Raw genomic sequence first — 25,087 nt, forward strand, 5'->3', positions numbered from 1 at the left:
TGGTTTAATGGGGCCTTTTAGATCAAGATCAAAAGCAAGATCTAGATCAAAAGATCGCGAGCAAGCTCGCTCCTACAGATGAATTGTTTTATTCAGCACTCAAAAACGCTTCGCGCACTAAGCCATGGCGCTGCATCTTTTCATTCAGGGTGCGGCGGGGCAGTTGCAGTTCGTTGAGCACGGCCTTGATATCGCCTTTATGGCGCGTCAACGCTGCCCGCAAGCATTGCGCTTCAAAGGCTTCTTGCTGCGCGACCAGCGATTGGCCTGCGTCAATGTCATCGAACTGCGGCTCGCCCAGCCCCAGCACGTGCCGCTCGGCGGTGTTCGCCAGTTCGCGCACATTGCCCGGCCAGTGGTGGCTGAGCAAGTGCGCCAGATGCGGCCCGGTCATGGCCGGGGCGCTGCGCCCCAGCCGTTCTGCGGCCTGGCGGGCGAACGCCTCATACAACAGGGCAATGTCTTCGCGGCGATCACGCAACGGCGCCAGGCGCAATTCGGCCACGGTCAGGCGATACGCCAGGTCTTCACGAAAACGCCCGGCCCGCGCTTCGTCGAGCAAGTCCGGTTTGGTGGCGGCAACCACGCGCAAATCCACATGGATGCTCTGGTTGGAGCCCAAACGCTCCAGTTTTTGTTCCTGCAACACCCGCAGCAATTTGGCTTGTTGGGCCAGGGGCATGCTCTCTATCTCATCAAGAAACAACGTGCCGCCGTCGGCGTATTCCAGTTTGCCGATACGTTTGCCCTGGGCGCCGGTGAAGGCACCGTTTTCATGGCCAAACAGCTCGGCCTCAAACAGTTGCTCAGGGATGGCCGCACAGTTCAGCGCCACGAAGGGTTTGTCTGCACGCGGGCCAAAGTCATGCAGGCAGCGGGCGACCAGTTCTTTGCCGCTGCCGGTTTCACCACGGATCAGCACGTTGACCGGCAATGGCGCCAAATCAATGATTTGTCGGCGCAAGGTCTGCACGCTGCGTGACACGCCGAGCAAGCGCCCGTCAATCTGTTCACGCAGGTCGGCCTGTTCATGCAGGCGGCGGTTTTCCAGGACCAGTTGGCGCTTTTCCAGGGCCCGGCGCAGGCTGCTGAGCAGCGCTTCGGGGCTGAAGGGTTTTTCCAGAAAGTCGTAGGCGCCATCGCGCATGGCTTCGACGGCCATCGGCACGTCGCCATGCCCGGTCAGCAGAATCACCGGCAGGTCCGGGTCCAGTTGCTGCAACTGGCTGAGCAGGGCGAGGCCACCCATGCCCGGCATGCGCACATCACTGACCACCACCCCGGCAAAATGCGGCGGCAGCTGGCGCAGGCAGTCTTCGGCGCAACTGAACAGCTGCACCGCAAACCCGCTCAGGCTTAGCCATTGCTCCACGGCACTGCGAATACTGGCCTCATCATCGACCACGATCACTGAATTGAGCATGCTTCAAGAGTCCTGTGCGATCGGCAGCGTCAGCGTAAACAGCGCGCCCTCGCCCTGGTTGCTGGCGGTCAGGCGGCCGCCGAGTTCGTGAACGATGGCGTAAGACACCGCCAGCCCGAGCCCCAGTCCGTCGCCCACCGGCTTGGTGGTGAAAAACGGATCGAAGATTTTACCCAAATGCTCTTCGCGAATCCCGCCGCCACTGTCGCTGACGGTCAAGTGCCAGACTTGTTGATCCGCCTCGATACGGATTTGCAAACGTTTGTTCGGTGCATCGCGCAGGGCATCCAGTGCGTTGCGCAGCACGTTGATCAGCACTTGCTCCAGGCGAATCGCGTCACCGCGCACCCAGGCCGGGCGCGTGAGGTCCACGTGCAGGTCAATGGCTTGCTCTTGCAAACGCGGCTCCAGCAGGTGTAAGGCATGGTCGACGACGGTCGCCAGATCAAGCTTTTCACGCAGGCCGCTGGGGCTTTGCCGGGCGTAGGTCTTAAGGTGCCCGGTGAGCGCGGCCATGCGCGTGAGCATGTTGTCCAGTGGCGCCAGGGCCTGGTAAGCCTCGTCGATGCGGCCGTGATCGAGCAACAGGCGCAAGGTCGCCAACTGCATGCGCTGGGCAGTGAGCGGCTGGTTGATTTCATGGGCGAGCGCGGCAGACATCTGCCCCAGCGCCGCGAGCTTGGCCGATTGCACCAGACCGTCCTGGGCGGTGCGCAAGTCGCGGGTGCGGTCTTCGACCAGTTGCTCAAGTTCTGCCCGGTTACGTTGGCGTAACCGCGACAGGCGCCAGCGCTGCAGCAAAAACAGCCCCAAAAACACCACAGTCAGCCACAGGCCAACCCCGGCGAGGGCGGCATTGCGGCGGTCTTCGGCCGAGATGTCCGGGCGCCGCAGTAAATGCAGGGTCCAGCCTTCGGCGCTGAGCGCCAGCGACTCCCACAGATAGTCTTGCGAGTCGTCCGGGCCTTCGGTGCGGGTCAGGAAGCTGTTGTCGTCAAAGCTGCGCAAGGTGCGGGTGTTCAGCGGCGTCAGCGGCTGTTTGTGATACTGGCGGGTGACGGTGATTTCGCTGCGGTCCTGGTCAGACAACGGCCGCAAATGACGATAGCGCCAGCCCGGCTGGTTGGCGATAAAGACAATGCCCTTGGCATCGCTCACCAGCAAAATGTCGTTGCCATGGCTCCATTCGCGCTCCAGCTCCGGGAACTCCAGCTTGACCACCATCGCGCCCAAAAACTTACCCTGGGCATCGTGAATGGCGCTGGATAAAAAGTAACCGGGGATGCCGCTGGTCACGCCCACGGCATAAAAGCTGCCGGTACCTTCGACCAGGGTTTGCTTGAAATAGGGGCGGAACGCGTAATTGTGGCCGACATAACTGTTGGCGGTGTTCCAGTTACTGGCCGCCACGGCCAGCCCGGTATGGTCCATGAGCTCAAGGGTCGAGGACTTCGCCGCGCCGTTAATGCGCTCCAGCTTGCGGTTGAGTGCGCATTGCAGCTCGGGCGTCATCGGGCCACTCAAGGCCGTGATCAATTCGGTGTCCAGCGCCAGCACAGCGGGCAGGGCGCGGTAGCGTTCAATCAAGGTATGCAAAGAATTGGCATACAGGTTTAACTGCTCGGGCCCGCGCCTGGCGCTTTCTTCCAGCGCATGGCGCTCGGCCTGATGCATCGCCCAGCCGCCAGCCAGAGCGGCGCCGATCACAATCAGCAGGGTATACAGGGCCAGACGCAGGTGGCGAGCAGTCACGGGCATAAGGGGCAGGGGCATTAATGGGGGGCGCAAACCATAGCATGGCGGCGATCTACCTAGCAGTTCTGCCAGTAGGCAAACACTGAAATTGTTTGAATGCTCAGGGCTCACTCTTAAGTTTGAGGTCAGTCTGATGCCATCCTCCCAAAATAGAGATCCATACCGTTATATTTATGACCCTTTGGATCGGTTATCGAGTTGTGGTAATGCGCCAACGGTAATGGCTCAGCGTTTTCATAACATCAATCGATTATCTACGTTAGTTCAGGGGGCGCTGAAAGAGAGCGTTTTTCAGACTAAAGATTATTTGTTAGCTCAACAGCGTTCTTGCTTGACAGATGACACCGTTTTGCTGGTGACAGATAGTCCGCGCACTGTCTTAAATCCGTCATATGTCAGGTCTGATAAAAGCGTGGCTTATTGCCCTTACGGCTATAGAGCACCCGCTAGTGGTAAATATGTGTTACTTGGTTTTAATGGCGAATGCGCTGATCCTGTGACCGGTCATTATCTTTTGGGTAATGGTTATCGAGCCTTTAATCCAGTGTTGATGCGTTTCAATAGTCCAGACAACCTCAGCCCGTTTGGGGAGGGCGGAATAAATGCCTATGGATACTGCGGGGGAGACCCGATTAATCGCACTGATGAAGATGGGCATGCTTGGCGTTTCTGGGGGGCACTGAGAAAAAGGTGGAGCGCAGTGTTTAAGACCGCAGAGCCTTTACCTGCTCATCGCTCACTGAATTCTTCGGAAGGGACGCAAGTATGGCGAGCTGCGAGTGAGAATTACGATCGGCTAGGTACAAAACGCAAGACCTTAAAAAATAAAGCTAAAGATGAGAGTCTATTTTTAAAGCAAAGAAATAAAGCATCTTCGGCGTCTAAAACCTTACTGCCGGAGTGGAAAGAAGCTAGAAAAAACGTAATGTTGACTGTGAATACTGAGTCACCCTTTATGACAGGGCCTGCAGTGGTTTCTTCTAGTAAATCGTTATACAAAGTTGGGTTTAATGATGTTGTGAACGTCCAAACATTTTATTCTCGTGAATATATAGGGGCGGGGCTGGATGGGAAGCTGATAACGGTCGCAGAAAAATCTATTAGTGTTCGGCGGTTTGAGTTGAACTTGTCTGCGGTGAAAGAAAAAATCCGCCAATTTGAATGATTTTTTAGTCATGGCTTAGAGTGTTTTGATGGGTGGGAATTTTACACCGGCTAATACTTCAACTCATACCTTGCCTCACTCAACCGTGAAGCCTATAGTCGCCCGGTCGCCCATATGGCGACCGGGTTTGGCGACTCGTAGAACTATGTGCGAAGGCTCTGTGCTATTTGCAGGTGTTTTCGTACGCGCACAATCTGTTATGGCAGCTGTGCGTGGGAGATCTTCGGGTCTGCCGGTTCAGTAGTTCTCGGTTCGCCAACCTGCGTACAGCTGCCACCTGATCGTTTGGCGACGGTGAGGTGGTGGTCTCTTAGCGAACTACTGAGGTTACCTCCTATGAGCACTACTATTCCCATGACCGCCATCGACTGCTTGATCCCGTGCATGTTGATCGACACCCAAACCCCGCCCGATGTGATTCACGCCAACGCCGCCGCGCGAATTTTGGCCGTTACGCACTTGCTTGAAAGCGTGAGCCGCCTTGAGGGCTTTAACGCGGACAGCGTCGACCTTAAACACATCACTGAGGCTGCGGCGCTGTTGTTGCGCGATGGCTGCGATTTGATGGACGCACTGGGGCGCCGCTTGCAGGCGCAATGATCCCCAAACTCAAGTATTGATCGCTGTCACAGCTGCGACTTTTGACGCTCACACAGGTTCAAAAGATCGCAGCCGTGGGCCGTTATCTATGTAGTGCATGTCCCGAAGGTGGGGTTGCTACGTTGGCGCATTCCTCCAACGGAGTCATATCCATGACCAGTCGATCACCCGCGGTTCGCCAACGCGCACCGTTGCTCCTGTCCAGTACCCAGTGGACGCAGAAAGAAGCCCTTGCTTATGTGTCGGCCATTTATGAAGAGCAATTCGCTTCACTGACGCTCGAACAGAAAAAGCGCTACCCCGAACTGTTCAAGCGCTGTGAGCAGTCGCTAAAGAACCTGGATCAGGAACTCAAGCGTCTAAAAGATACGTTCAAGACCACTCATCTGGCACAGCTCAAAAGCGAGCTAAAAACACTTCTGGGGGTGGATATCGACCCCGAAAAGGCGCGAATTTATACGCGCTACCGTGAAGAGGTGGAGGAGGACTTTATTGAGTATCTCGCGCGACTGAGGGGCGATAAAAGTGCCACTCAGGCACCCACGTTCAGGCCCACGCCTTCACGTACGCCGCGCGCGCTGGATGAGTCAAAATTTAAAGAGCACCTCAAATCGGTGTCCCTCTGGGATGCCGCGTGCGAGAACTTCAGCTACCGAACCGACTCGTTACTGCTCAAGCCTTTTAGCTATGAACAAGCCAGCTTTATTGACTACAACAGTGACTTGCCGGGGCACCCGGCGGGGCCGTTTATTGCCATTGTGCGCTCGCTGGATCTCGGCACTCAATTAAAGGCCGTCCTGGATGCAGCTGTCGGCCCTGGCGGGTCTTTGTACCAACGCGCCGAGGAGGTGGTGAGTAGCTGTTTTGAGTTCGAGTTGCTGGAGGCTTTGCGAACCCCGCGCCAGTCAAAACTGTTTAAAGATGAGCATGACAAGCTGGCCTCGATGTTCAAGGGTGAAACGCCAGCGCACATCTGGCCTGTTTCAATGAGCACGACCAAGAAGGAACTTAGTCTCAACCCTTTGCAGTTAGCCAGAAGCGCTGACACGTCTCTGTTGTTTGGCGATGAAGACAGCTTCGATTATGTAAAGGATGTCGATATACCTCTGCCGCCGTTTAGCAGCAGCAGGGAAAATGAGATGGACCCCCCCCTGTTTATGATCAAGCTCGAAGGCGAGTGGGGCGTTTACAGTTATTTCCCGCAGCGCCTGGGAGGTGCGCTGCGTTGGCACAAAGATGTGCCCGACGCGTTTTCCCACTTTCTTAACCAGATCAAATATGACTATCGCAAAGGTCAGTTGGGCTGGTTTACCCGACAGCTGTCGTTGAAAGACTTGGGCTTTTTCAGCAAGTTGCTGAGTAAAGAAGCCAAGCCCAAAGGGCTGACATGGCTGGCGGGTGTTTTGTATGACAGTTTTACGAGTGTTTTCCCCGAGGCCGATCTGGACAGCCTGCGCCTGTTTGTTGAAATGAGGCTGTCCGACTCGCCGGGCATTGTTCCCTTCATTACCCATCGTCACCTGCACCGTTACCGCGCTAACTTGAGCCAGTTGGCCACCCGTAAGTCCGTACGCGACTGGCAAGCGTTCAAAGAAGCGCTGAGTGATATCGCCAATGAGGTGCTCGGTATGCTGACCACGCCTGTTCCGGGGGGCGTGCAGGGGCTCAACAAGATCATGCAGGTCGCAGTGTTCGGCTCGCTGAGCTATAGCGTTGTGCAGGGGGTGATGCAGGCTGTTAAAGGCGAGTCCACGACCTTTGCCAGTGCGATGGCCGATACCGCAGACCTGCTGATCAACGCCCGGTTGATCGGGGTGGCCAGCCGGGTACACCGCCAACGCATGAGCACGCTTTGGAATACCCTTGGCCAGCCACGCAAGGTCACCCGTGCGGACGGTACGGCCGAGCTGTGGAGCCCGCAGTTAACGGCTTACCCGCACCTGGCGGCGCTCGATAACCTGACACCCAACAGCGAAGGCCTGTATGAGCGTGATGGCAAGGTCTACGCCAAGGTGCAGGAGGGCGATCAGACGGTGGCGGTTGAAGTCACTTACGACCCGAAGGCCCAACATTACGCGTTGAAAGCAGACAACGCACAAGCCTTCACGCCTGCCGTGAAATACGACCCCGTGCACCAGGTGTGGCACCTGGCGCTGGACGATGTTCAAGCACTGGGCGACGCACAGCTGTTGCAGCGCATGTTGCCCGGTAACACGCCTGACGCGGCTCAAGGGCAGATTGAGCGGCTGCTGGACATTACCGGCACCCCCCGCGAGCAGTTGCTCAACGTCTGGCAAGGCGAGCTGGTCTCTGGCCCGTTGGCCGATGGTGTTCGCCGTTTGCACGCAGACCAGTTGATCGACAGGATCATCAACGAGCTGCCGTTGCGCGGGGAAATGCCGGCCAACGCGGACAGCGCCGTGTTGGCCCTGTTGACCCAGTTGCCTGACTGGCCGGCCGATACCGTGCTCGATGTGTTCAACCAGCAGGGCCAGTTGGTCGAGACGTATGGCCAGGACCCGCAGGCCGGAACCTTTCAGAGCCACGTTGAACTCAAGCGTCTGGATCATGGCACGTATGTCGCCAGGCACGATGCCACCCAGGGCAGCGCCCAAGTGGAGCAGATGTTCAGCTTGATTCTGGATCAACTGTCGGCCGAGTCCCCCCTTGGGCGTAATGGCAATCCCGATATCAGCAAAACCGGCCGAATTGCCTCGGTGCGTGAGCAAATCGCTAACCTGGCTCGTGACGACAAAACCTTGCTGTTCCAAGCCTTCACCGTGCTGGAAGGGCACAAGCGCAGTGATCCGGTGGCCAGTTCAGACCCGGCCAAACAGTATTTGCCGTTGGTCTGCCCCCCGCTGTCGGAGTCGACCACAGCGTTGTTGGCCAAGTTACACGAGCTCAACCCGTCGTTGTCGATTGAGAGCCTGGAGACGTTGCTGGAGGCTCATCCGTTCAATACCTACGCTGTGACACGGGCGCTGGAGCATAACGCCCAGCCTTTGGCGTTTGACTACGCCTCCGAGCGCTTAAAGACAAAACTGCGGACCGATCTGGCGCTGGACACTATTTATCACCGTCGTGCCTTTAACTCTGATGGCGATCTGTGGGTGCGTGAGTTTGCCCGCGGCGTATTGCACGACAAGCTGGGTCGCCAGTTGGTGGTTGTGGAAGCAACCCGTACGCCACAATTACCAGCCCCGATTGCCACTGGGCCAGATGACACCACCGTGGTGCTGACCCACCAGGGCCATGGGGTGTATCAGGCCACTAATTTGCACACTGGCGAGTTGGTAACGTACTCCCAGACCCCTGACAGTTTTTTCTTGGCGCTCAGTCAGTTTTTGAGCCATGAAGAGCGTCAAACACTGGGTGGGGCTGGCGCCAGCATCGACGGCCTGCGCCAGACCTTGGGTGATGCCATGCGTGCCAATCGCCAGGCCAATGGTGAGGTGAACCTGTGGGACACCACCACGGCCCAGTATGAACGCGACGTACCACTGTCGTTTCAACAGCCCCCGGGTGAGTTGGGGCTCTATGACGTCCAGGGCAAGGCCTATGTGGCCTTGTACGGCGCGGCTTACCAGGTTGAGTTTGACCGCGTCATTCACAAGTGGCGTATGGTGCATCCCGATAAGCCCGGTGTGAATACCCCCATTCTGGAACACAACTACAAGGGCGCCTGGCGTCAGCAAACCGAGCGGCCGCAACAGTGGGACGGGCTGAAGTTATTGCGTCGCTTGCGTGCCCAGCGGTCCACTTTCAGCGATGAGGTGGGGCGCCAGATCATGACCGTGAGCCACACGGATGAAGGGGTATTGCGCCGTGTGCATATCAATAACCTCGCGCCGCCACCTTTGCTGATGGACACCTGGAAGCGTTTCAAGATTGAGGATGACATCAATGACTTTGTTAACAACATGCAGGCCCATCACACGCTGTCCAAGGCGAGCGGTGATTTTCAACTGTTGCTGATTCAAAGTCTGCCGGGCTGGCCCCGTAACATAGTCCTGCAAATAACCGATGCCCAAGGCGCGGTCATGAAGGAATACGGTGCTGATCTGGACAGCGCCTTGCCGCGCATCCGCATGTCCATTGAAGCCTCGCGCAATGGGCGGTTCCTGCGCACCTTGCTGATGAACCTGAATGAGGCCGACACCCGTGCGTTGTTGGGGGAGTACAACCCGATCATTGAGAACCGGATGCTGGCCCTGGCAAAGAAAATCGCCGCCCACGCGTTAAAGCGTGAAGCCAACCTGTTCAGGTCGATCTACGAGAACCAGGAGCACAGTGCAGATCCGCACGTGCAGCTTGTGCAAAAGCAGCACCCGCATTTACCCAAAAGCGTTATCGAACACGTGGTTCTGCATGTCTCACGACATGAGCGCATCCATTACCTGGATAAAGGGCTGGTGCCGCCACGTGTCACCGAGCAGCTGCAATGGACGGCCAAAGAAGTCAGGCTGGCCCGCGCCTACGAGGGCTTGTACCTTAACGCCACGGCGACGCCGGACAGCGAAAAATTCACGCTGCACCTGTTGAAGTCGCTACCGGGGTGGCCGGGTGACGTGAGCATTGAAGTGCGTGACGCCAGTATCACCGGCAAAGTGCTTGACCGTATTGGCGCCGAAGATGCTCCGGCGACGCGGGTGTTGGTCCTGCGCGATGGCCGTTACCGTGCCTGGTCACGCGAAGGCCAACCGGTAAACCCGGAGTCTGTGAATGGCAATAATTTGCTGTCGTCGATTCTGCATGCGCTGCAACCCACTGAACGGGCAGCAATGGGTGTCAAGGATGTCAGTGACACGCACAGCCTGAACCAAAAGATTCAGGCATTGGCTGTCGCACATCGGGCCAATCTACGTGCGCTGTTAGGTCTGGAGCCGCCCGCACCGCCTCGTAAACCCCCGATGAATGTTGATCGTGAGTTTACGGTTTACCCATTAACGGTAACGCTGGATAACGCCACTCATCCCTTGTCGTTGATCCGCGAGGCGCGGGACCTGTACCCGAGCATGGACTATGGAGAGACGATCGACTTCCTCGATACGTTAGGCGCAACGCCAGCCGAGCGCGAGGCGGCACTTGTCCAAAGGCGTGCTCAATTTCAAATGCTGCAAGGCGAGCTCAGTGTCTGGGAACAAATCCAGCTGTATCCCTACGGCACGAGCCACATGGGGGTAGCGGCTCCTGGCCACCGTGCGCAGGCGAGGGCGAGGATCGAGAGTGCCTGGCGCCGCGAAAGCGACCTCTCTGTGATGGAAGATACGGGTGACATCGTAGGCTTTGAGCTCGATTTGTCTGGCCTGGATATCGGCGACCTTCCTGCGATAAGCGGTGATTTCAGCCACGTTGGCGCATTGCAGATGAAGGGGATGAACTTGCGCAGTGGTTCGAACGAGTTTCTCGCCAGTTTTACCCAGTTACGCCTGTTGGACATGTCCAATAATCGTATTGAGCATATGCCTGCCGCGATTGCTGAAATGCCTCTGTTGATGTCACTTGAGCTGATGGACAACCGCATCACTCTCACGCCAGAGACGGCACAGCAACTGGCGAATCTTTCGAATTTGCGGGCACTGAGCCTGAGTGGCAACCCCTTGGGCATCAGCCCGGACGTCAGTCAGATGCTTGATTTGCACAGTCTGGACCTGAGCAATACGGGTATTAGCCAGTGGCCCAATGGTTTATGGGCGCTGCCTCATATCGAGTGGGCGAACCTGAGAGACAATGTAATGACGACCATCCCTGACGCTGTGTTTGAGCCGCAATGGACGGTTGGGGCTAACCGGTCGACGTCCATTTCCGGGAATCCGCTGGATGCTCCAACGCGTAATCGTCTTATTGCTTATTGGGCCCAAGGCCACAGTGATTTTGGCTACGGGCCGACGATTGCGCACAGCTTTAATCAGCTTTCCCTTAACGCTCAAGTACAGAGGGCGGCGAATGATGTTTCACCGTGGTTGCCAAGTGACGCCAGCCCGGCTCAAACCGCAGCCAGAACGCAGCAATGGCAATTGCTGCAAGGCGCGGGAGACAACGTCACAGACTTTTTCCAGACCCTTGCGTTGTTCGCACATGACCGCCGCAAGATGAGTGAGCAGGTGTGGGCAAACCTGACAAACCGTGTATGGACACTGATTGATCAAATGCTGGCCAATACCGCGCTGCGCGAAACCTTGTTGAACAGGATTTTCCGTGAAGAGCGAAGCTGTGGGGATGGGGCCATGGTGCTTCTGGAAAACATGGAAGTTGAAGTGCTGGTTCATGAAGCGCTAAACCGTGCGGGCGATGCACAGCGCGAAGCAGAGTTATTCAACCTGGCCAAGCGCTTGTTCCGGTTAAGGCAAGTTGACCTGCTGTCAGAAGCCGAAGTGGCCAGGCGGGTGGCGGCGGGGGGCAATCCTGATGCCGCGGAAGTGATCCTGTTCTACCGTGTTGAGTTGGCGCAGTCCCTTGATTTACCGACCCAGGCGAGGACGATGTTGTATGCGCCGACTGCAGGTGTCACCCCTGCGCAGATTGCAGCAGCGCGCGCGAGTATTTTGGCGCTGGATGGCAGCCCGACGTTTATGCACGCCATTACGCATGAAAAATTTTGGCGAACTTTTCTGCTGAACAACTATGCCGATCGTTTTGCAACCATCGAGGCCGAGTATCAGCGCGACTACACCAAACTCTCTGAAGAAAGCGGTCTGTCCGATGAGGCGCAGTTGCAAAGGGGGAGTGAGCTGACGCTGGTCAGAGATCAGCAGGTGAACCTGCTGATTGAGGAACTGACGCTAAACGTCTACAAGCCCGCGACCTGATCACCGTGCCGCGCTGGCTTTAATCGCGACGGCGCTCAATAGTTGCTCATCCATCAAGGCAAATTGCCCTTCAAGCTCTTTGTCTTGATGCCACTCATCAGACAAATCCGTGAGCAGCCGCAAGCGCACCTGGCCGTCTTTTGACCAGCTCAGCACTTCGGCGTGCTCAAAGTAAAAGCGCTTGTGCACCAGCGGGTACAAGGCCTTGAACAGGCTTTCTTTGATCGAAAACGTCAGCGTGACGACCAGCGCCTGGTCCTCAACCGGGCCTGCGGCCATGCGTTGCAGCTCATCTGGAGTGAGGATTTCTTTGGCCAAACGTTGAGCGCGATCAAGGCTGAGCCTGTTTTCGAGGTCGATGCCCAACCCCAGCCAGTCACTTTTTAACGCCACCAGTGCCGCCGCACGGCCCTGGCTGTGGGTGATGGCGCCACTGATGTGCCGGGGCCACACGGGGGCGCGGTCTTCACCGATGGCCGGTGTTGCCCGGGTGCCGTCCAGGTGCAGCACCGCATCGCGGGCACACAGACGGCCGGCCAGAAATTCGGCTTGGCGTTTTGCCACTGATCGTTGAATACTCGCAGGCAGGTGCAGGCCGCTGCGGCTAAAGTCGTCCGGGGTCAGTTGCGCCGGGTCGAACGCGGTGCTGCGCCATACGCTACCGGGCAGCGCAATGGGCAAGGGCCAGTCGCAACCAAGCGGCGTGCAACAGGCTGGCAAGTCTGAAGATCTATTCATGGCGTGCATTCTGCTGGCCTTGTGCTGGCGGTGCAATTGTTCAGAGTGTGTTCAGGGCTTACGCCTTATTCTGTAAAGGCTAGGCTGGTAAATGTATAGGTGGTGGACTCACGTCCTTAGTGACGCGACAGGCTTGGGAGAGCGCGATGAAATTGCTGGTGGTTGAAGATGAGGCGCTGTTGCGCCATCACTTGCAAACCCGTCTGACTGAAAGTGGCCATGTGGTCGAGGCGGTGGCCAATGCCGATGAGGCGTTGTACCAGACCGAGCAGTTCAATCACGATCTGGCGATGATTGATTTGGGTTTGCCGGGCATGGGCGGGCTGGAATTGATTCGTCAGTTGCGGGCGCGGGGCAAGACCTTCCCGATCCTGATCCTCACCGCGCGGGGTAACTGGCAAGACAAAGTCGAAGGGCTGGCGGCCGGTGCCGACGATTACGTGGTCAAGCCGTTCCAGTTCGAAGAGCTGGAAGCCCGTCTCAATGCGTTGTTGCGCCGCTCCAGCGGTTTCACCCAGTCGACCATCGTCGCGGGTGGGCTGGTGCTCGACATCAATCGCAAACAAGCGGTGCTGGACGATAAGCCTCTGCCACTGACCGCCTACGAATACCGGATTCTGGAATACCTGATGCGCCATCATCAGCAAGTGGTGGCCAAGGACCGACTGATGGAACAGCTGTACCCGGATGACGAGGAACGTGATCCGAATGTGATCGAGGTGCTGGTCGGGCGCCTGCGTCGCAAGCTTGAGGGGGAAAGCGGCTTTAAGCCAATCGATACGGTACGCGGCTTGGGGTACCTGTTTACTGAGCGCTGTCGTTGATTCGTTCACTTCGCGTTCGGTTGATGCTGGCGGCCACCTTGTTGGCCGTCCTTTTTATGCTCGCACTGCTGCCGGCCATGCAAGGCGCGTTTAGCCTTGCCCTTAAAGATGCCATCGAGCAGCGCCTGGCCTCTGATGTCACGACGTTGATTTCGGCGGCGAAGGTTGAAAAAAACCACCTCAAAATGCCGACCTTGCTGCCGGATGAGGAACTCAACCTGCCGGACAGCCGCTTGCTGGGCTACATCTACGACCGCGACGGTCGCCTGGTGTGGCGTTCGCGGGCCACGCAAGAAGAAAACATCAATTACAAGCCCCGTTACGACGGGCGCGGTAATGAGTTTGCAAGCATCCGGGAAGACAGCGGCGAAGAATTCTTTGTCTACGACGTTGAGGTGAAATCGCTGGGGGGACGAACGGCGGCGTTCAGTTTTGTGGCGTTGCAACCTATGCGTGAATACAACCTGACACTCGCCGGACTGCGCGAAAACCTTTATCTGGGGTTTGGTGCGGCGCTATTTGTCCTGCTGGCGTTGCTGTGGATCGGTCTGACGTGGGGGTTACAGGCATTGCGGCGCTTAAGTCAGGAACTGGATGAAATCGAAACCGGCGAACGCGAGAGCTTGAGCGAGCAGCACCCTCGCGAATTGCTGCGTTTAACTGGCTCGCTGAACCGTTTGCTGCAAAGCGAACGTGAGCAGCGCTCGCGCTACCGTGATTCTCTGGATGACCTGGCCCACAGCCTGAAAACGCCGCTGGCGGTGTTGCAGGGCGTGAGTGAAAGCATGGCGCAACGCCCCACCGAGCGTGAACAGGCCAAAGTGCTGCAAACCCAGATTGAACGCATGAACCAGCAGATCAGCTATCAATTGCAGCGGGCCAGCTTGCGTAAAAGTGGTCTGGTGCGCCATCAGGTTGAACTGCTGCCGGTGGTTGAAAGCCTGTGCAACACGCTGGACAAGGTCTATCGCGACAAGCAGGTCAAGGTCAGCTACGACATTGCCCCGCTCAGCCATGTGCCGATCGAACAGAACGCCTTGCTGGAGTTGCTTGGCAACTTGCTGGAGAACGCCTACCGGCTATGCCTGCGCCAAGTGCGTGTCAGCCTGCATCGAAATGCCCTGGGCATTGAAGTGTGCGTAGAGGACGACGGGCCGGGCGTGCCTCCCGACCAGCGCGCGCGTATCTTGCAGCGTGGCGAACGGCTGGACCGTCAGCATCCGGGGCAGGGCATCGGGTTGGCGGTGGTTAAAGACATCATCGAAAGCTACGACGCCCAACTGACCCTGGACGACTCACCGCTGGGTGGCGCTGCGTTCCGGATTCGCTTCTCGACAGTGTGAATTTAAGCGCACTTGACCTGTGTGGGAGCGGGCTTGCTCGCGATTGGATCGACAACGTGTAACAGGCATACCGGGTTGACTGCATCGCGAGCAAGCCCGCTCCCACACTGTAGCTACAGAGATGGGCTTCGAATTCGTCAGGCGGGTATCCGCCATTTCGCCTGCCGAAAACCCGCCAAAGGGCGGAAATCCGCCAAGCATTGTCCTACAAAGCACATCGCCATTTTCCTACAAGTGCCGGTGCTATGGGCCATTGCACCGGTTTTGTGCAAAGTGGCCCGTGGCTTGCAAAGAGTGTTGCGAGAGTTGCCGATAGAGCAGCTTGAAACAACAAATCCCTCCAAGTACAGGAGGGTTCGCGCTTTAGGTATCAGCCGTCCCGGATGGAATGACGACGGTGTGATGCACTTGAGGAACTTTGCAATGACGACTCGTCAGCCACTGTACAAATCTCTGTATGTGCAAGTAATCGCAGCGATTGCTATCGGTATCTTGCTGGGCCATTACTACCCTGAAACCGGTGTAGCGCTCAAACCGTTGGGCGATGGCTTTATCAAACTGATCAAGATGGTTATCGCACCCATTATTTTCTGTACGGTGGTGAGCGGTATCGCCGGCATGCAGAGCATGAAGTCGGTTGGCAAGACCGGTGGTTATGCGTTGCTGTACTTCGAAATTGTCTCGACCCTGGCCCTGATCATTGGTCTGGTGGTGGTTAACGTGGTGCAGCCAGGTGTTGGCATGCACATCGACGTGTCCACGCTGGACGCCTCTAAAGTCGCGGCTTACGTGACAGCAGGCGCCGATCAAAGCATCGTTGGCTTCATCCTCAACGTGATCCCGTCGACCATCGTCGGTGCGTTTGCCAACGGCGACATCCTGCAAGTGCTGATGTTCTCGGTACTGTTCGGTTTTGCCCTGCACCGCCTGGGTGCCTACGGTAAGCCGGTACTGGACTTCATCGACCGCTTCGCTCATGTCATGTTCAACATCATCAACATGATCATGAAGCTGGCGCCGCTGGGTGCATTGGGCGCCATGGCGTTCACCATCGGTGCTTACGGTGTGGGCTCGCTGGTTCAGCTGGGTCAACTGATGATCTGCTTCTACGTGACCTGCGTACTGTTCGTACTGCTGGTGCTGGGCAGCATCGCCCGCGCTCACGGCTTCAGCGTCGTCAAGCTGATCCGCTACATCCGTGAAGAACTGCTGATCGTACTGGGTACGTCTTCGTCGGAATCGGCACTGCCACGCATGCTGGTGAAAATGGAGCGTCTGGGTGCGAAGAAGTCGGTAGTGGGTCTGGTGATCCCGACCGGTTACTCGTTCAACCTCGACGGTACCTCGATCTACCTGACCATGGCGGCCGTGTTTATTGCTCAGGCCACTGACACCCACATGGACATCACCCACCAGATCACCCTGTTGCTGGTGCTGTTGCTGTCGTCCAAAGGGGCGGCGGGTGTCACCGGTAGCGGCTTTATCGTACTGGCGGCGACCTTGTCGGCTGTAGGCCACTTGCCGGTGGCTGGCCTGGCGCTGATTCTGGGTATCGACCGCTTCATGTCCGAAGCCCGCGCCCTGACCAACCTGATCGGTAACGCCGTAGCGACTCTGGTTGTGGCCAAGTGGGTTAAAGAGCTGGACGTCGACGTGATGCAGCGCGAGCTGGCGTCGGGCGGCAGCCCGCTGGACAACACCCTGCCAGAAGACGACCAACTGGTTGCTGAAGGCCAGATGCCGTCGCAAGTCATGAAGTAACGCTTAGCGTCTAAAAAACCCATCTTCGGATGGGTTTTTTTATGGGCGTTATTCGACCCGGGCCTCGCCACTGAACACCAGCGTCTGGCGGCAACGGCGGCACAGATAGCGCCGGCCTTGCTTGACCAGGTTATGACGCTGGGCGCTGAAGGGGAAATCGCTGTCGGGGCATGGGCAGCGGTAAATGTAGCGCGTTGCGGTGCGTCGCTTGATCGCGTAGGTGTGGCAGCGGTTAGGCGGCAACTCGTAAACCCCGCGCATGATCAACTGCCATTCCTCGCCATGGGGCGCGATACGGTCGCCAAACAATTGGTGGGCTATCAGGTGCGCCACTTCGTGGGGCACGGTTTGCTTGAGAAAGTCTTCGCTGTTTTCGCGGTACAACTGCGGATTGAAGCGCAGCAGGTTCTCGTGCAGGTGGGCAACTCCGGCCTTTTGGCCGCGCAGCTTGAAGCTGACTACAGGGCGCTTGAAAGGCCGCTTAAAAAACACTTCGGCCTGTTTGAAACAGTCTTCGACGCGGGTGTTGAGTAACTCGGGCATGCGGTTCGGGTCTCCAGAGGCGGCGATTATGCCGCAAGCGGAAAAGGTTCCGAAGCGCTTGGCGCTGAATGGTCTGCCCCCCTCACTGTAGGAGCGAGCTTGCCTCGCGATCTTTTGATCTTCAAAAAATCGCGAGCACCTTTAAAGCTGGCTCAGGAGATGTACGTCGGCCCAATCCCCAGCCCCCAAACGATCACGCTGAACGCGATAATCGCCACCAACACTACCAAGCCCACGGCCAGGATCGAGCTTGAAAACAAAAAGCCTTCATCCGGGTCGATGTTCATCACGGTCGGTACGCCCACGAACAAGAGGAACACCGTGTAGCAAATGGCCGCCGTGCCCACCAGCAGCGCCAGCCACATCTGTGGGTACAGCGCTGCTAGCCCGGCTATGAACAAGGGCGTGGCCGTATAGGTGGCAAACGCCACACAGCGGGCCATGCTCGGCACCGCATCGTAGGTGCGGGCCATCCAGTGGATAAAACTCGCCATGACGCCAACACCCACCAACATGGCCAGGTAAGACAAGGCGCTCATCCACAGCGCGCTGTCGAGGGTGAGCATGACCGGCGGATTACCGCCGATCTTCCAGCCCACCTGAGTGGTGCCGATAAACGCGCAAACCACCGGGATCGCCGCCAGGATCAAGGTGTGGGTGAGGTAGATGCGGCTGACGCTTTTTTCGGCGTCGACACGGATCTCGCGCCACTCTTGATCAGGGTGGGTAAAGAGACCTAGAACGTGATGGATCATGGCGCTCACTCCTGTTTCAAACGCATCGTCCTTGTTAGGGTTTCCCGCGGCCGCGCACGGGCACACACGCCTCTGGTGTGCAGGTGCAGGGCCTGAATTGAGTATAGAAACCCTTGTACTGGACCGCCCTAGTCCTTTAGCGCTAATCACTTTGTTAGGTCCAGGCTTATCGCGATGTGGTCTAAGTGGGGGCGGGGGTTCGTGTGCGCGGTTTTTTTAAGTAAAATGCCCGGCTTTTGGTCTTAACTCGCGGAATTGAAGCGCTATGGGCACTCTCTCGGTCTCTCAACTTAAACTCCAGAAACGCCTGCGCCGATTGACCGGTGAGGCGGTGGCTGACTTCAACATGATTGAAGACGGCGACAAGGTGATGGTGTGCCTGTCGGGCGGTAAAGACAGTTACACGCTGCTGGATGTGCTGCTTCACCTGCAAAAGGTCGCGCCGATCCAGTTCTCGATCGTGGCCGTGAACATGGACCAGAAACAGCCGGGCTTCCCGGAAGAGGTGCTGCCGGCGTACCTCAAGTCGCTGGGCGTTGAGTACCACATCGTCGAAAAAGACACCTACTCGGTGGTCAAAGAGCTGGTCCCGGAAGGCAAGACCACCTGTTCGCTGTGCTCGCGCCTGCGCCGGGGCACCTTGTACACCTTCGCCGACGAAATCGGCGCGACCAAAATGGCCTTGGGTCATCACCGTGATGACATCGTCGAGACGTTCTTCCTCAACATGTTCTTCAACGGCACGCTCAAGGCGATGCCGCCCAAGTTGCGCTCCGACGACGGGCGTAACGTGGTGATTCGCCCGCTGGCGTACTGCAACGAGAAGGACATTCAGGCGTACTCGGATTTGCAGCAGTTCCCGATTATTCCGTGCAACCTCTGCGGCTCGCAGGAAAACCTGCAACGCCAGGTGGTCAAAGACATGCTGCAAGAGTGGGAACGCAAGAACCCGGGCCGCACCGAAAGCATTTTCCGCAGCCTGCAACACGTGAACCCGTCGCAACTGGCAGACCGCAACCTGTTTGATTTTGCCAGCCTGAAGATCGACGAAACCGCGACCCCGCGTTTCGTTAATCTGTTGAACCTCTAAGCCCGCAAACGGCTCTGAACCCCATGTGACACCCCACTGACCCAGAGGAGAGGGCATGCGCGACTACAAATGGCTGCACGAATATTGTTTGAACCGTTTTGGTTCGTCCGCCGCGCTGGAAGCCGAGTTGCCCGTTCCTCGCACGCCTGCGCAACTGCGCAAGATCCCGGACGACCGTTACCTGTCGACCCTGGCACTGCGGGTGTTTCGTGCCGGTCTCAAACACAGCGTGGTGGACGCCAAATGGCCGGTGTTTGAAGAAGTGTTCTTCGGCTTTGACCCGGAAAAAGTCGTGCTGATGGGCGCTGAGCACCTGGAGCGGTTGATGCAGGACGCGCGGATCATTCGCCACTTGGGCAAGCTCAAGAGCGTGCCGCGCAATGCTCAGTTGATCCTCGACATTGCCCACGAACACGGCAGTTTCGGCGCGTTTATCGCCGATTGGCCGGTGACCGACATTGTCGGCTTGTGGAAGTACCTGGCCAAGCACGGTAACCAACTGGGCGGCCTGTCGGCGCCACGCTTCTTGCGCATGGTCGGCAAAGACACCTTTGTGCCGAGCTATGACGTTGTGGCGGCGCTCAACGCACAAAAGCTGGTAGACAAAGTACCGACCAGTCTGCGCGACCTGGCGATTGTGCAAGATGCTTTCAACCAGTGGCATGCTGAAAGCGGTCGGCCGATGTGCCAGTTGTCGCAGATGCTGGCGTTTACCGTGAATCACTGACCATGGGGTAGTGATAGACGGTTTGTCAGGTTGTTTACGGTTTGTCTGATTATGGATAATATGTCTGGGTCTGCTCACTCGTCGAGGACCTGTTGCCATGCCAATCACTCTGCCCACCTATCAAGCGGTCATCGACGCGTCGAAGCGGCTCGAAGGGGTCGCCAACGTGACGCCGGTTCTAACCTCGCGCACGCTTGATAACGACATCGGCGCGCAGGTGTTTTTCAAATGCGAAAACTACCAGCGCACCGGCTCTTTCAAGTTCAGGGGCGCGTACAACTCGCTAGCTCAATTCACTGACGCTCAGCGCCAGGGCGGCGTGGTTGCGTTCTCTTCGGGCAATCACGCTCAAGGCATCGCGCTGGCAGCGTCGTTGCTGAAGATCCCGGCGATCATTGTCATGCCCACGGATGCCCCCGTCGCCAAGGTGGCGGCAACCAAGGGCTACGGTGCCGAGGTGATTTTCTACGACCGTTACACCCAGGACCGCGAAGCGATCGGCAAGGCGCTGGCCGCTGAGCGCGGCATGACGTTGATCCCGTCCTACGATCACCCGGACGTATTGGCCGGGCAGGGCACGGCGGCCAAGGAACTGTTCGACAGTGTCGGCCCGCTGGACGCGCTGTTTGTCGGCCTGGGCGGTGGCGGCATGCTCTCGGGCACCACGCTGTCGACCCGCGCGCTGTCACCCGATTGCACCCCCATCGGGGTTGAGCCGCAGGCCGGTAATGACGGCCAGCAGTCGTTCAATTCAGGGGTGATTGTTCACATTGATACCCCCGACACCCTCGCCGATGGTGCGCAAACCCAGCACCTGGGGCAGTACACGTTCCCGATTATCCTCAACGGTGTTAACCGGATCGTCACGGTGACCGATGAAGAGCTGGTCTGGGCCATGAAGTTCTTTGCTGAGCGCATGAAGATGGTGGTCGAACCCACCGGCTGCCTGGGGCTGGCGGCCGTCAGAAAATACAAGGCTGAGCTTCAGGGCCAGCGTGTCGGCGTGATGATTACGGGCGGCAATATCGACATCGAGAAACTCGGCACACTTCTGCAGTCCTGAACCCCCAACGCTCTCTCACGCAGGTGATCCATGAACATCATAAGCACTGATGCGGCGTCGCCCCCGGCTGGCCATTATTCGCAAGCCATAAGCCACCAAGGCACGCTGTATATCTCGGGGCAACTGCCGGTTAGCCCCTCTGGCGCTCACAACCTCGACGCGTCGTTTGCTGAGCAGGCACAGATTGCGCTGAATAACCTGCTGGCCATTCTCAAGGCGGCGGGCGGCGAGCCGAGTGATTTGCTCAAAGTGACGGTTTACGTTGCTGGTGTGCAGCACTGGCCGGCCTTTGATCAGGTTTACGCCGAGCTGTTGGGCAGCCATCGCCCGGCACGTGCCGTGGTGCCGGTGCCCGAGTTGCATCATGGTTACTTGGTTGAAATTGAGGCGTTAGCGCGTGTCGCTGTACACGGTAGCGCGGGACACGCCGAGGTGTGACGCCACGGTCTCCATGGCTTTTCTGATGTCCAGCAGGCCCGCGTCTTTCAGCTCTTGTAGCAGCACTCTGCGGTCAGCCGCCTTGAGGGTGCGGGGCGTGGTGGCCAGGCGTGCAGCAAACTGATCAATCCGTGCCCGGATGGTCTCTGCGCCGCTGGGCTCAAGGGTTTCGTGCGGGCGCTCGCCGTGAAAGGCGCCGAACTGCTCGAGCATGCCTTGCAGCCCTTTGAACAGGGTCAGGTCGATGTTCATGCACAGCGCGGCCACGTAATGCCCCGAAGAATCCTTGATGCCGATCGAGGTGCTCTTGACCTGGCGACCGTCTTTGAACTGATTGGGGTAGTTGGCAATCACCTGCGGGTAGGCTGGGTCGGCAATGCGCGCCAGCCCCAGCTCAGTCGCCGGGTCCCCGACGGCCCTGCCGGACAGGTTGTTGTGAATGGCCAGAATGGCGTGCTCGGGGTCGCGCAAATCATGCAAAACCACCTCGCAAAAGGGGCTGAACGTTTGGCTCAAGCCTTCTGCGATGTGCTCCATCTGACTGATGAGCGCCAGTTGCTCGGGGGTAGTGCGCTTCATGTTGAAGATTTCCAGCGTCAATAAACGGTTTCAATGAGGGGGACGATAACAGCCTAGGCGCGGCTTTTCTCCGGGCCTTTGGATTTGAATGACTCATTCAGGAACGACGCCAGCGCCTGGACTTTGCGCGACCTGTTTTTACGCGGCGGGATAAGCATCAAAATCGGCGCGGTGTCGAACGCCCAGTCGCTCTGAGGCGCTGGATGAACGCGGCGAGGCCCGCCAATGGCCCCGCCGTTTACGCTTACTCACCCGCCAGGCGGCGATCCAGTTGGTAGCGCCAGCGCACAAACAGCAGCGCACTGACGAACACCGCCACGCTGGCGGCGATTTCCAGCAGGCCGAACAGTTGCCGGTTCGGATCGAATGCCGCCAGCGCGCCCTTGAGCAGGTACAAGTTCACCACGTAGCAGGTGAACGAGTGCCCGCGCGGGCTGCCCTTGAGCATGCCGGGCACGAGGATCAGCAGCGGCACCAGTTCAATCAGCAAGATCACCCAGGGCCGTGCGCCGTGCAGGTTGGCGAACACCAGGTAATACACGCACAACAAGCCGATCAGGCCGAAAAAGCACGCCAGGCTCACGCCGCGCATCAACCGCACGCGGGGCGTGAGCCACTCGATCGGCGGCAACACCTTGGGCTTTTTAGCCACGCGGGCTCTCCAGCTTCTGGGCGGTAGCCGCCAAGCGCAGCCCCAGCGCCCGGCACAGGGCTATTTCGTGCTCATCGAGCTTGCGTTTGCCGTCAGCCCCGGCGTGATGGCTCGGGCCGTACGGCGTGCCGCCACCGGTGGTGTTGAGCAGCGCCGACTCGCTGTAAGGCAGACCGGTGATCAGCATGCCGTGGTGCAGCAACGGCATGATCATCGACAGCAGGGTGGTTTCCTGGCCGCCGTGCAGGCTGGCGGTGGAGGTGAACACGCCTGCGGGTTTACCCACCAGTGCGCCGGTCAGCCACAGGTTGCTGGTGCCGTCCAGAAAGTACTTGAGTGGCGCGGCCATGTTGCCGAAGCGGGTCGGGCTGCCCAGAGCCAGGCCTGAGCAGTTCTTCAGGTCATCGAGGCTGGCGTACAGCGCGCCGTCCTCAGGAATGCTCGGGGCCACGGCTTCGCACTCGGTGGAGATCGCCGGTACGGTGCGCAGGCGCGCTTCAATGCCGCCTTGCTCAATGCCGCGAGCAATGTGCCGGGCCATTTCAGCGGTGGCGCCGTGGCGGCTGTAAAACAGCACCAGGATATAAGGCGCGCTCATGGCAGGATCTCCAGAACCTTTTCTGGTGGTCGGCCAATGACAGCTTTGTCACCGGCGACCAGAATCGGCCGTTCGATGAGCTTGGAGTGGGCCGCCATTGCCGCGATCAGTTGCTCGTCGCTGAGGCTGGCGTCGGCCAGGTTCAAGGCTTTGTACTCGTCTTCGCCAGAGCGCAGCAATTGGCGTGCGCTGAGGCCCAGTTTGCCCAGCAGGCTGCGCAGTTGCGCGGCCTCCAGCGGGGTATCAAGGTAGCGCACCACGGTCGGTGCCAGGCCACGGGCTTCGAGAATCTCGAGCGCAGCGCGTGATTTAGAGCAGCGCGGATTGTGATAAAGCGTCAGATCAGTCATGAGCGGGTCGCTTCTTGCGTAAGGTGGCGGGTATTCTACCCGCCTCACAGGCGTGTCTGAACCGTGTGCGGTCATTGGTCGCCTGTTAATGTCTTTTGTTGGCTTAAATGAGAAGGAACAGCACATGTTCAAGCGACTGTTGGCGGCCACTGCCGTCGCCGCTACGTTATTGCTCGCCGGGTGCGGGAATGATTACGGGGTCGATCAACATGGAGAGAAGGTCGCGTCCGAACGTCTGGACAAGCAATGGAAAGTGATCAACTACTGGGCCGAATGGTGCGGGCCGTGCCGCGTTGAAATCCCTGAGCTGAATGCGCTGGAAGGCCAGTTGCAGGGGCAGTCGGTGGGCTTGTTCGGGGTTAACTTTGACGGCTTGCAGGGCAAAGAACTGAACGATGCCAGCACCGCGCTGGGCATCACCTTTACCGTATTGGCCCAAGACCCGGCCGACACCTTTGACCTGCCGCGCAGTGAAGCCTTGCCGGTCACCTACATCATTGATGACAAGGGCAAAGTCCGTGCCCAGTTGCTGGGCGAACAAACCGCGGCGGGGATCCTGGCCAAGCTCAAGGAATTGAAGGGCTAGGCCATGCGTACGCAATAAAACTGTAGGAGCGAGCTTGCCTCGCGATCTTTTGATCTTGGCGGTTGAGAGGGTTTTGCGGGTGCTACGCGCCCGGACGTAGCCTCGCAAAGCTCGTCAACTGCTACGGGGGATATGCGCGCGATCTTTCGACGCAGCCTTCGTGCCTCGTCAGCGACTACAAGCGCACGCGATCAAACTGTAGGAGCGAGCTTGCCTCGCGATCTTTTGATCTTGGCGGTTGCGGGTGCTGCGCGCCCGAACGTAGCCTCGCAAAGCTCGTCAACTGCTACGAGGGATATGCGCGCGATCTTTCGACGCAGCCTTCGTGCCTCGTCAGCGACTACAGGGGGACGCGATACAGCTGTAGGAGCTGCCGCAGGCTGCGATCTTTTGATGTTGAAGGTTAAAAGATCGCAGCCTACGGGTCAGCTATCTTCAGGCCACAGCCGCAACGGCAGGCCTTCAGCCGGCCAGAAACGTACTTGCTCAATCGGCGAGATGTCCCAGCGCTCGACAGTCTGCAAGGCCTTGAAGAACCGTTGCTCTTGCTCCATCAACGCCGGGGCGCAGGCTTTGCGGGTGCTGCCGACCGGGCCAAAGGTCAGCTTGTCACCGTCCAGGGTGTACGGCGCAAACCAGTGGTTACAACCGCCATTGCCATAGGCGCGGCCACCTTCGTCGAAGGTTACGGTCAGGTGGCTGTAGTCCATCAACGGACGCTCACCAATCCATTCCACCACGTAAGCATGGTTGCGCTGCAATTGCGCGGAGTGCCCTGCGCAGCCCACCAGGCTGGCGCCCAGCATGGCCAGCAGGAACCCACGTTTCATAGCGCAGCCTTTTGGCATTGCGGGCACAGGTGCTTGCTGCCTTCAGTGCTCCAGCCCAACTCGGCAATCCGTGCGCTGGCCGCAGGCTTCTGGGCCTTGGTGCCCAGTTTGGCATCGACCGCGAACTCGAATTTCAGTTCTTTGGCGCAGCCGTCACAGTTGACTTGCCATTCATGAATCGCCAGCTCACCGAATACCGGGCCGTTGGCCACGGCCACCCACTGACCGCGCGGGTTGATCAGGTGACGCACTTTTTCGACGTTCAGGCGCATGGACAAGTCCTTGCTGCCTTTAAGGGTCACGATCAGCACGTCGCCGTGCTGAATGGAGCCGCCGTTGCCGGTGACTTGATAACGACCCGGCATCAATGCGCGGCATTCAATCAAGGTGTGCTGCGGGCTAAGCAGGTTGTAGCGGAAATCGTGTTCGACCATGGGTCCTCCAAATAGGCCGCT

Annotated in this window: 22 protein-coding genes; 11 read left to right on the forward strand and 11 right to left on the reverse strand. The window is 58.2% G+C overall.

Translation table 11 applies throughout. The annotated features are described in order from the left end of the window. Positions 1-88: 88 nt before the first annotated feature. Both GHO41_RS18820 and GHO41_RS18825 read right to left on the reverse strand, forming a co-directional pair. A complete protein-coding gene (locus tag GHO41_RS18820) occupies positions 89-1,423 on the reverse strand; it encodes a sigma-54 dependent transcriptional regulator (protein WP_153434330.1) in 1,335 nt (444 codons plus the stop codon). A 3-nt stretch (positions 1,424-1,426) separates the two neighbouring features. Continuing rightward, complete coding sequence (locus tag GHO41_RS18825; protein WP_153434338.1) at positions 1,427-3,181, reverse strand: ATP-binding protein; 1,755 nt, start codon at positions 3,179-3,181, stop codon at positions 1,427-1,429. Between the two features lie 130 nt (positions 3,182-3,311). Between GHO41_RS18825 and GHO41_RS18830 the strand changes: the two genes are divergently transcribed. From GHO41_RS18830 to GHO41_RS18840, 3 genes are all read left to right on the forward strand, one after another. Next, the gene (locus tag GHO41_RS18830; protein ID WP_153434331.1) at positions 3,312-4,343 is read left to right on the forward strand and encodes an RHS repeat-associated core domain-containing protein; all 1,032 of its coding nucleotides are present in this window, start codon (positions 3,312-3,314) and stop codon (positions 4,341-4,343) included. A gap of 336 nt (positions 4,344-4,679) precedes the next feature. Continuing rightward, positions 4,680-4,943, forward strand: coding sequence for a hypothetical protein (locus tag GHO41_RS18835; RefSeq protein ID WP_048369687.1), 264 nt, complete (start codon positions 4,680-4,682; stop codon positions 4,941-4,943). Positions 4,944-5,095: 152 nt separating this feature from the next. Next, a complete protein-coding gene (locus GHO41_RS18840; RefSeq protein WP_153434332.1) occupies positions 5,096-11,755 on the forward strand; it encodes an NEL-type E3 ubiquitin ligase domain-containing protein in 6,660 nt (2,219 codons plus the stop codon). Here the strand turns inward: GHO41_RS18840 and GHO41_RS18845 are convergent, their stop codons facing one another. Next, positions 11,756-12,493, reverse strand: coding sequence for a 4'-phosphopantetheinyl transferase (locus GHO41_RS18845; RefSeq protein ID WP_048369878.1), 738 nt, complete (start codon positions 12,491-12,493; stop codon positions 11,756-11,758). Between the two features lie 146 nt (positions 12,494-12,639). Here GHO41_RS18845 and GHO41_RS18850 point away from each other — a divergent pair, with 146 nt between their 5' ends. From GHO41_RS18850 to GHO41_RS18860, 3 genes are all read left to right on the forward strand, one after another. Next, on the forward strand, positions 12,640-13,317 hold the full coding sequence (locus GHO41_RS18850; protein WP_048369693.1) for a response regulator: 678 nt from the start codon (positions 12,640-12,642) through the stop codon (positions 13,315-13,317). Further along, positions 13,314-14,660 (forward strand): ATP-binding protein, encoded by a 1,347-nt coding sequence (locus GHO41_RS18855; protein WP_048369695.1) that lies wholly within the window; start codon positions 13,314-13,316, stop codon positions 14,658-14,660. Before GHO41_RS18850 ends, GHO41_RS18855 begins: the two co-directional genes overlap by 4 nt. A 423-nt stretch (positions 14,661-15,083) precedes the next feature. Continuing rightward, positions 15,084-16,421, forward strand: coding sequence for a dicarboxylate/amino acid:cation symporter (locus GHO41_RS18860; protein ID WP_048386849.1), 1,338 nt, complete (start codon positions 15,084-15,086; stop codon positions 16,419-16,421). Positions 16,422-16,469: 48 nt separating this feature from the next. Here the strand turns inward: GHO41_RS18860 and GHO41_RS18865 are convergent, their stop codons facing one another. Both GHO41_RS18865 and GHO41_RS18870 read right to left on the reverse strand, forming a co-directional pair. Beyond that, positions 16,470-16,964, reverse strand: coding sequence for a SprT family zinc-dependent metalloprotease (locus GHO41_RS18865; RefSeq protein WP_048369696.1), 495 nt, complete (start codon positions 16,962-16,964; stop codon positions 16,470-16,472). 152 nt (positions 16,965-17,116) lie between these two features. Then, positions 17,117-17,719, reverse strand: a complete 603-nt coding sequence (locus GHO41_RS18870; protein ID WP_048369698.1) for a Yip1 family protein — start codon at positions 17,717-17,719, stop codon at positions 17,117-17,119. Between the two features lie 265 nt (positions 17,720-17,984). Between GHO41_RS18870 and ttcA the strand changes: the two genes are divergently transcribed. From ttcA to GHO41_RS18890, 4 genes are all read left to right on the forward strand, one after another. After that, entirely contained in the window at positions 17,985-18,809 is an 825-nt protein-coding gene (ttcA, locus tag GHO41_RS18875; protein ID WP_048369700.1) for a tRNA 2-thiocytidine(32) synthetase TtcA, read from the forward strand. Positions 18,810-18,864: 55 nt separating this feature from the next. Further along, positions 18,865-19,536 carry a DNA-3-methyladenine glycosylase I gene (locus GHO41_RS18880; RefSeq protein ID WP_048369703.1) on the forward strand — a complete coding sequence of 224 codons (672 nt, stop codon included), beginning with the start codon at positions 18,865-18,867 and terminating at the stop codon, positions 19,534-19,536. Positions 19,537-19,633: 97 nt separating this feature from the next. Then, entirely contained in the window at positions 19,634-20,599 is a 966-nt protein-coding gene (locus GHO41_RS18885) for a threo-3-hydroxy-L-aspartate ammonia-lyase (protein WP_153434333.1), read from the forward strand. Positions 20,600-20,629: 30 nt separating this feature from the next. Continuing rightward, positions 20,630-21,037 (forward strand): RidA family protein, encoded by a 408-nt coding sequence (locus GHO41_RS18890; RefSeq protein WP_048369706.1) that lies wholly within the window; start codon positions 20,630-20,632, stop codon positions 21,035-21,037. Here the strand turns inward: GHO41_RS18890 and GHO41_RS18895 are convergent. From GHO41_RS18895 to arsC, 4 genes are all read right to left on the reverse strand, one after another. Next, complete coding sequence (locus tag GHO41_RS18895; protein WP_048369882.1) at positions 20,990-21,616, reverse strand: transcriptional regulator; 627 nt, start codon at positions 21,614-21,616, stop codon at positions 20,990-20,992. The two genes, GHO41_RS18890 and GHO41_RS18895, sit on opposite strands and share 48 nt — an antisense overlap. A gap of 244 nt (positions 21,617-21,860) precedes the next feature. After that, a complete protein-coding gene (locus GHO41_RS18900; RefSeq protein ID WP_048369707.1) occupies positions 21,861-22,268 on the reverse strand; it encodes a DUF2069 domain-containing protein in 408 nt (135 codons plus the stop codon). Next, positions 22,261-22,866 carry an NAD(P)H:quinone oxidoreductase gene (wrbA, locus tag GHO41_RS18905; RefSeq protein ID WP_048386760.1) on the reverse strand — a complete coding sequence of 202 codons (606 nt, stop codon included), beginning with the start codon at positions 22,864-22,866 and terminating at the stop codon, positions 22,261-22,263. Before wrbA ends, GHO41_RS18900 begins: the two co-directional genes overlap by 8 nt. Then, a complete protein-coding gene (gene arsC, locus GHO41_RS18910) occupies positions 22,863-23,216 on the reverse strand; it encodes an arsenate reductase (glutaredoxin) (RefSeq protein WP_153434334.1) in 354 nt (117 codons plus the stop codon). Before arsC ends, wrbA begins: the two co-directional genes overlap by 4 nt. A 124-nt stretch (positions 23,217-23,340) precedes the next feature. Here arsC and GHO41_RS18915 point away from each other — a divergent pair, with 124 nt between their 5' ends. Next, entirely contained in the window at positions 23,341-23,802 is a 462-nt protein-coding gene (locus tag GHO41_RS18915) for a TlpA disulfide reductase family protein (protein ID WP_048369713.1), read from the forward strand. Positions 23,803-24,227: 425 nt separating this feature from the next. On the opposite strand, the gene GHO41_RS18920 is transcribed toward GHO41_RS18915, so the two are convergent. Beyond that, positions 24,228-24,632: an META domain-containing protein gene (locus tag GHO41_RS18920; protein ID WP_123751859.1), complete on the reverse strand. Its 405-nt coding sequence runs from the start codon at positions 24,630-24,632 to the stop codon at positions 24,228-24,230. After that, positions 24,629-25,066 (reverse strand): hypothetical protein, encoded by a 438-nt coding sequence (locus GHO41_RS18925; RefSeq protein WP_048369716.1) that lies wholly within the window; start codon positions 25,064-25,066, stop codon positions 24,629-24,631. Before GHO41_RS18925 ends, GHO41_RS18920 begins: the two co-directional genes overlap by 4 nt. Positions 25,067-25,087: the final 21 nt, after the last annotated feature.

The sequence above is a fragment of the Pseudomonas sp. FSL R10-0399 genome (genome assembly GCF_009600165.1).
GTDB lineage: Bacteria > Pseudomonadota > Gammaproteobacteria > Pseudomonadales > Pseudomonadaceae > Aquipseudomonas > Aquipseudomonas helleri.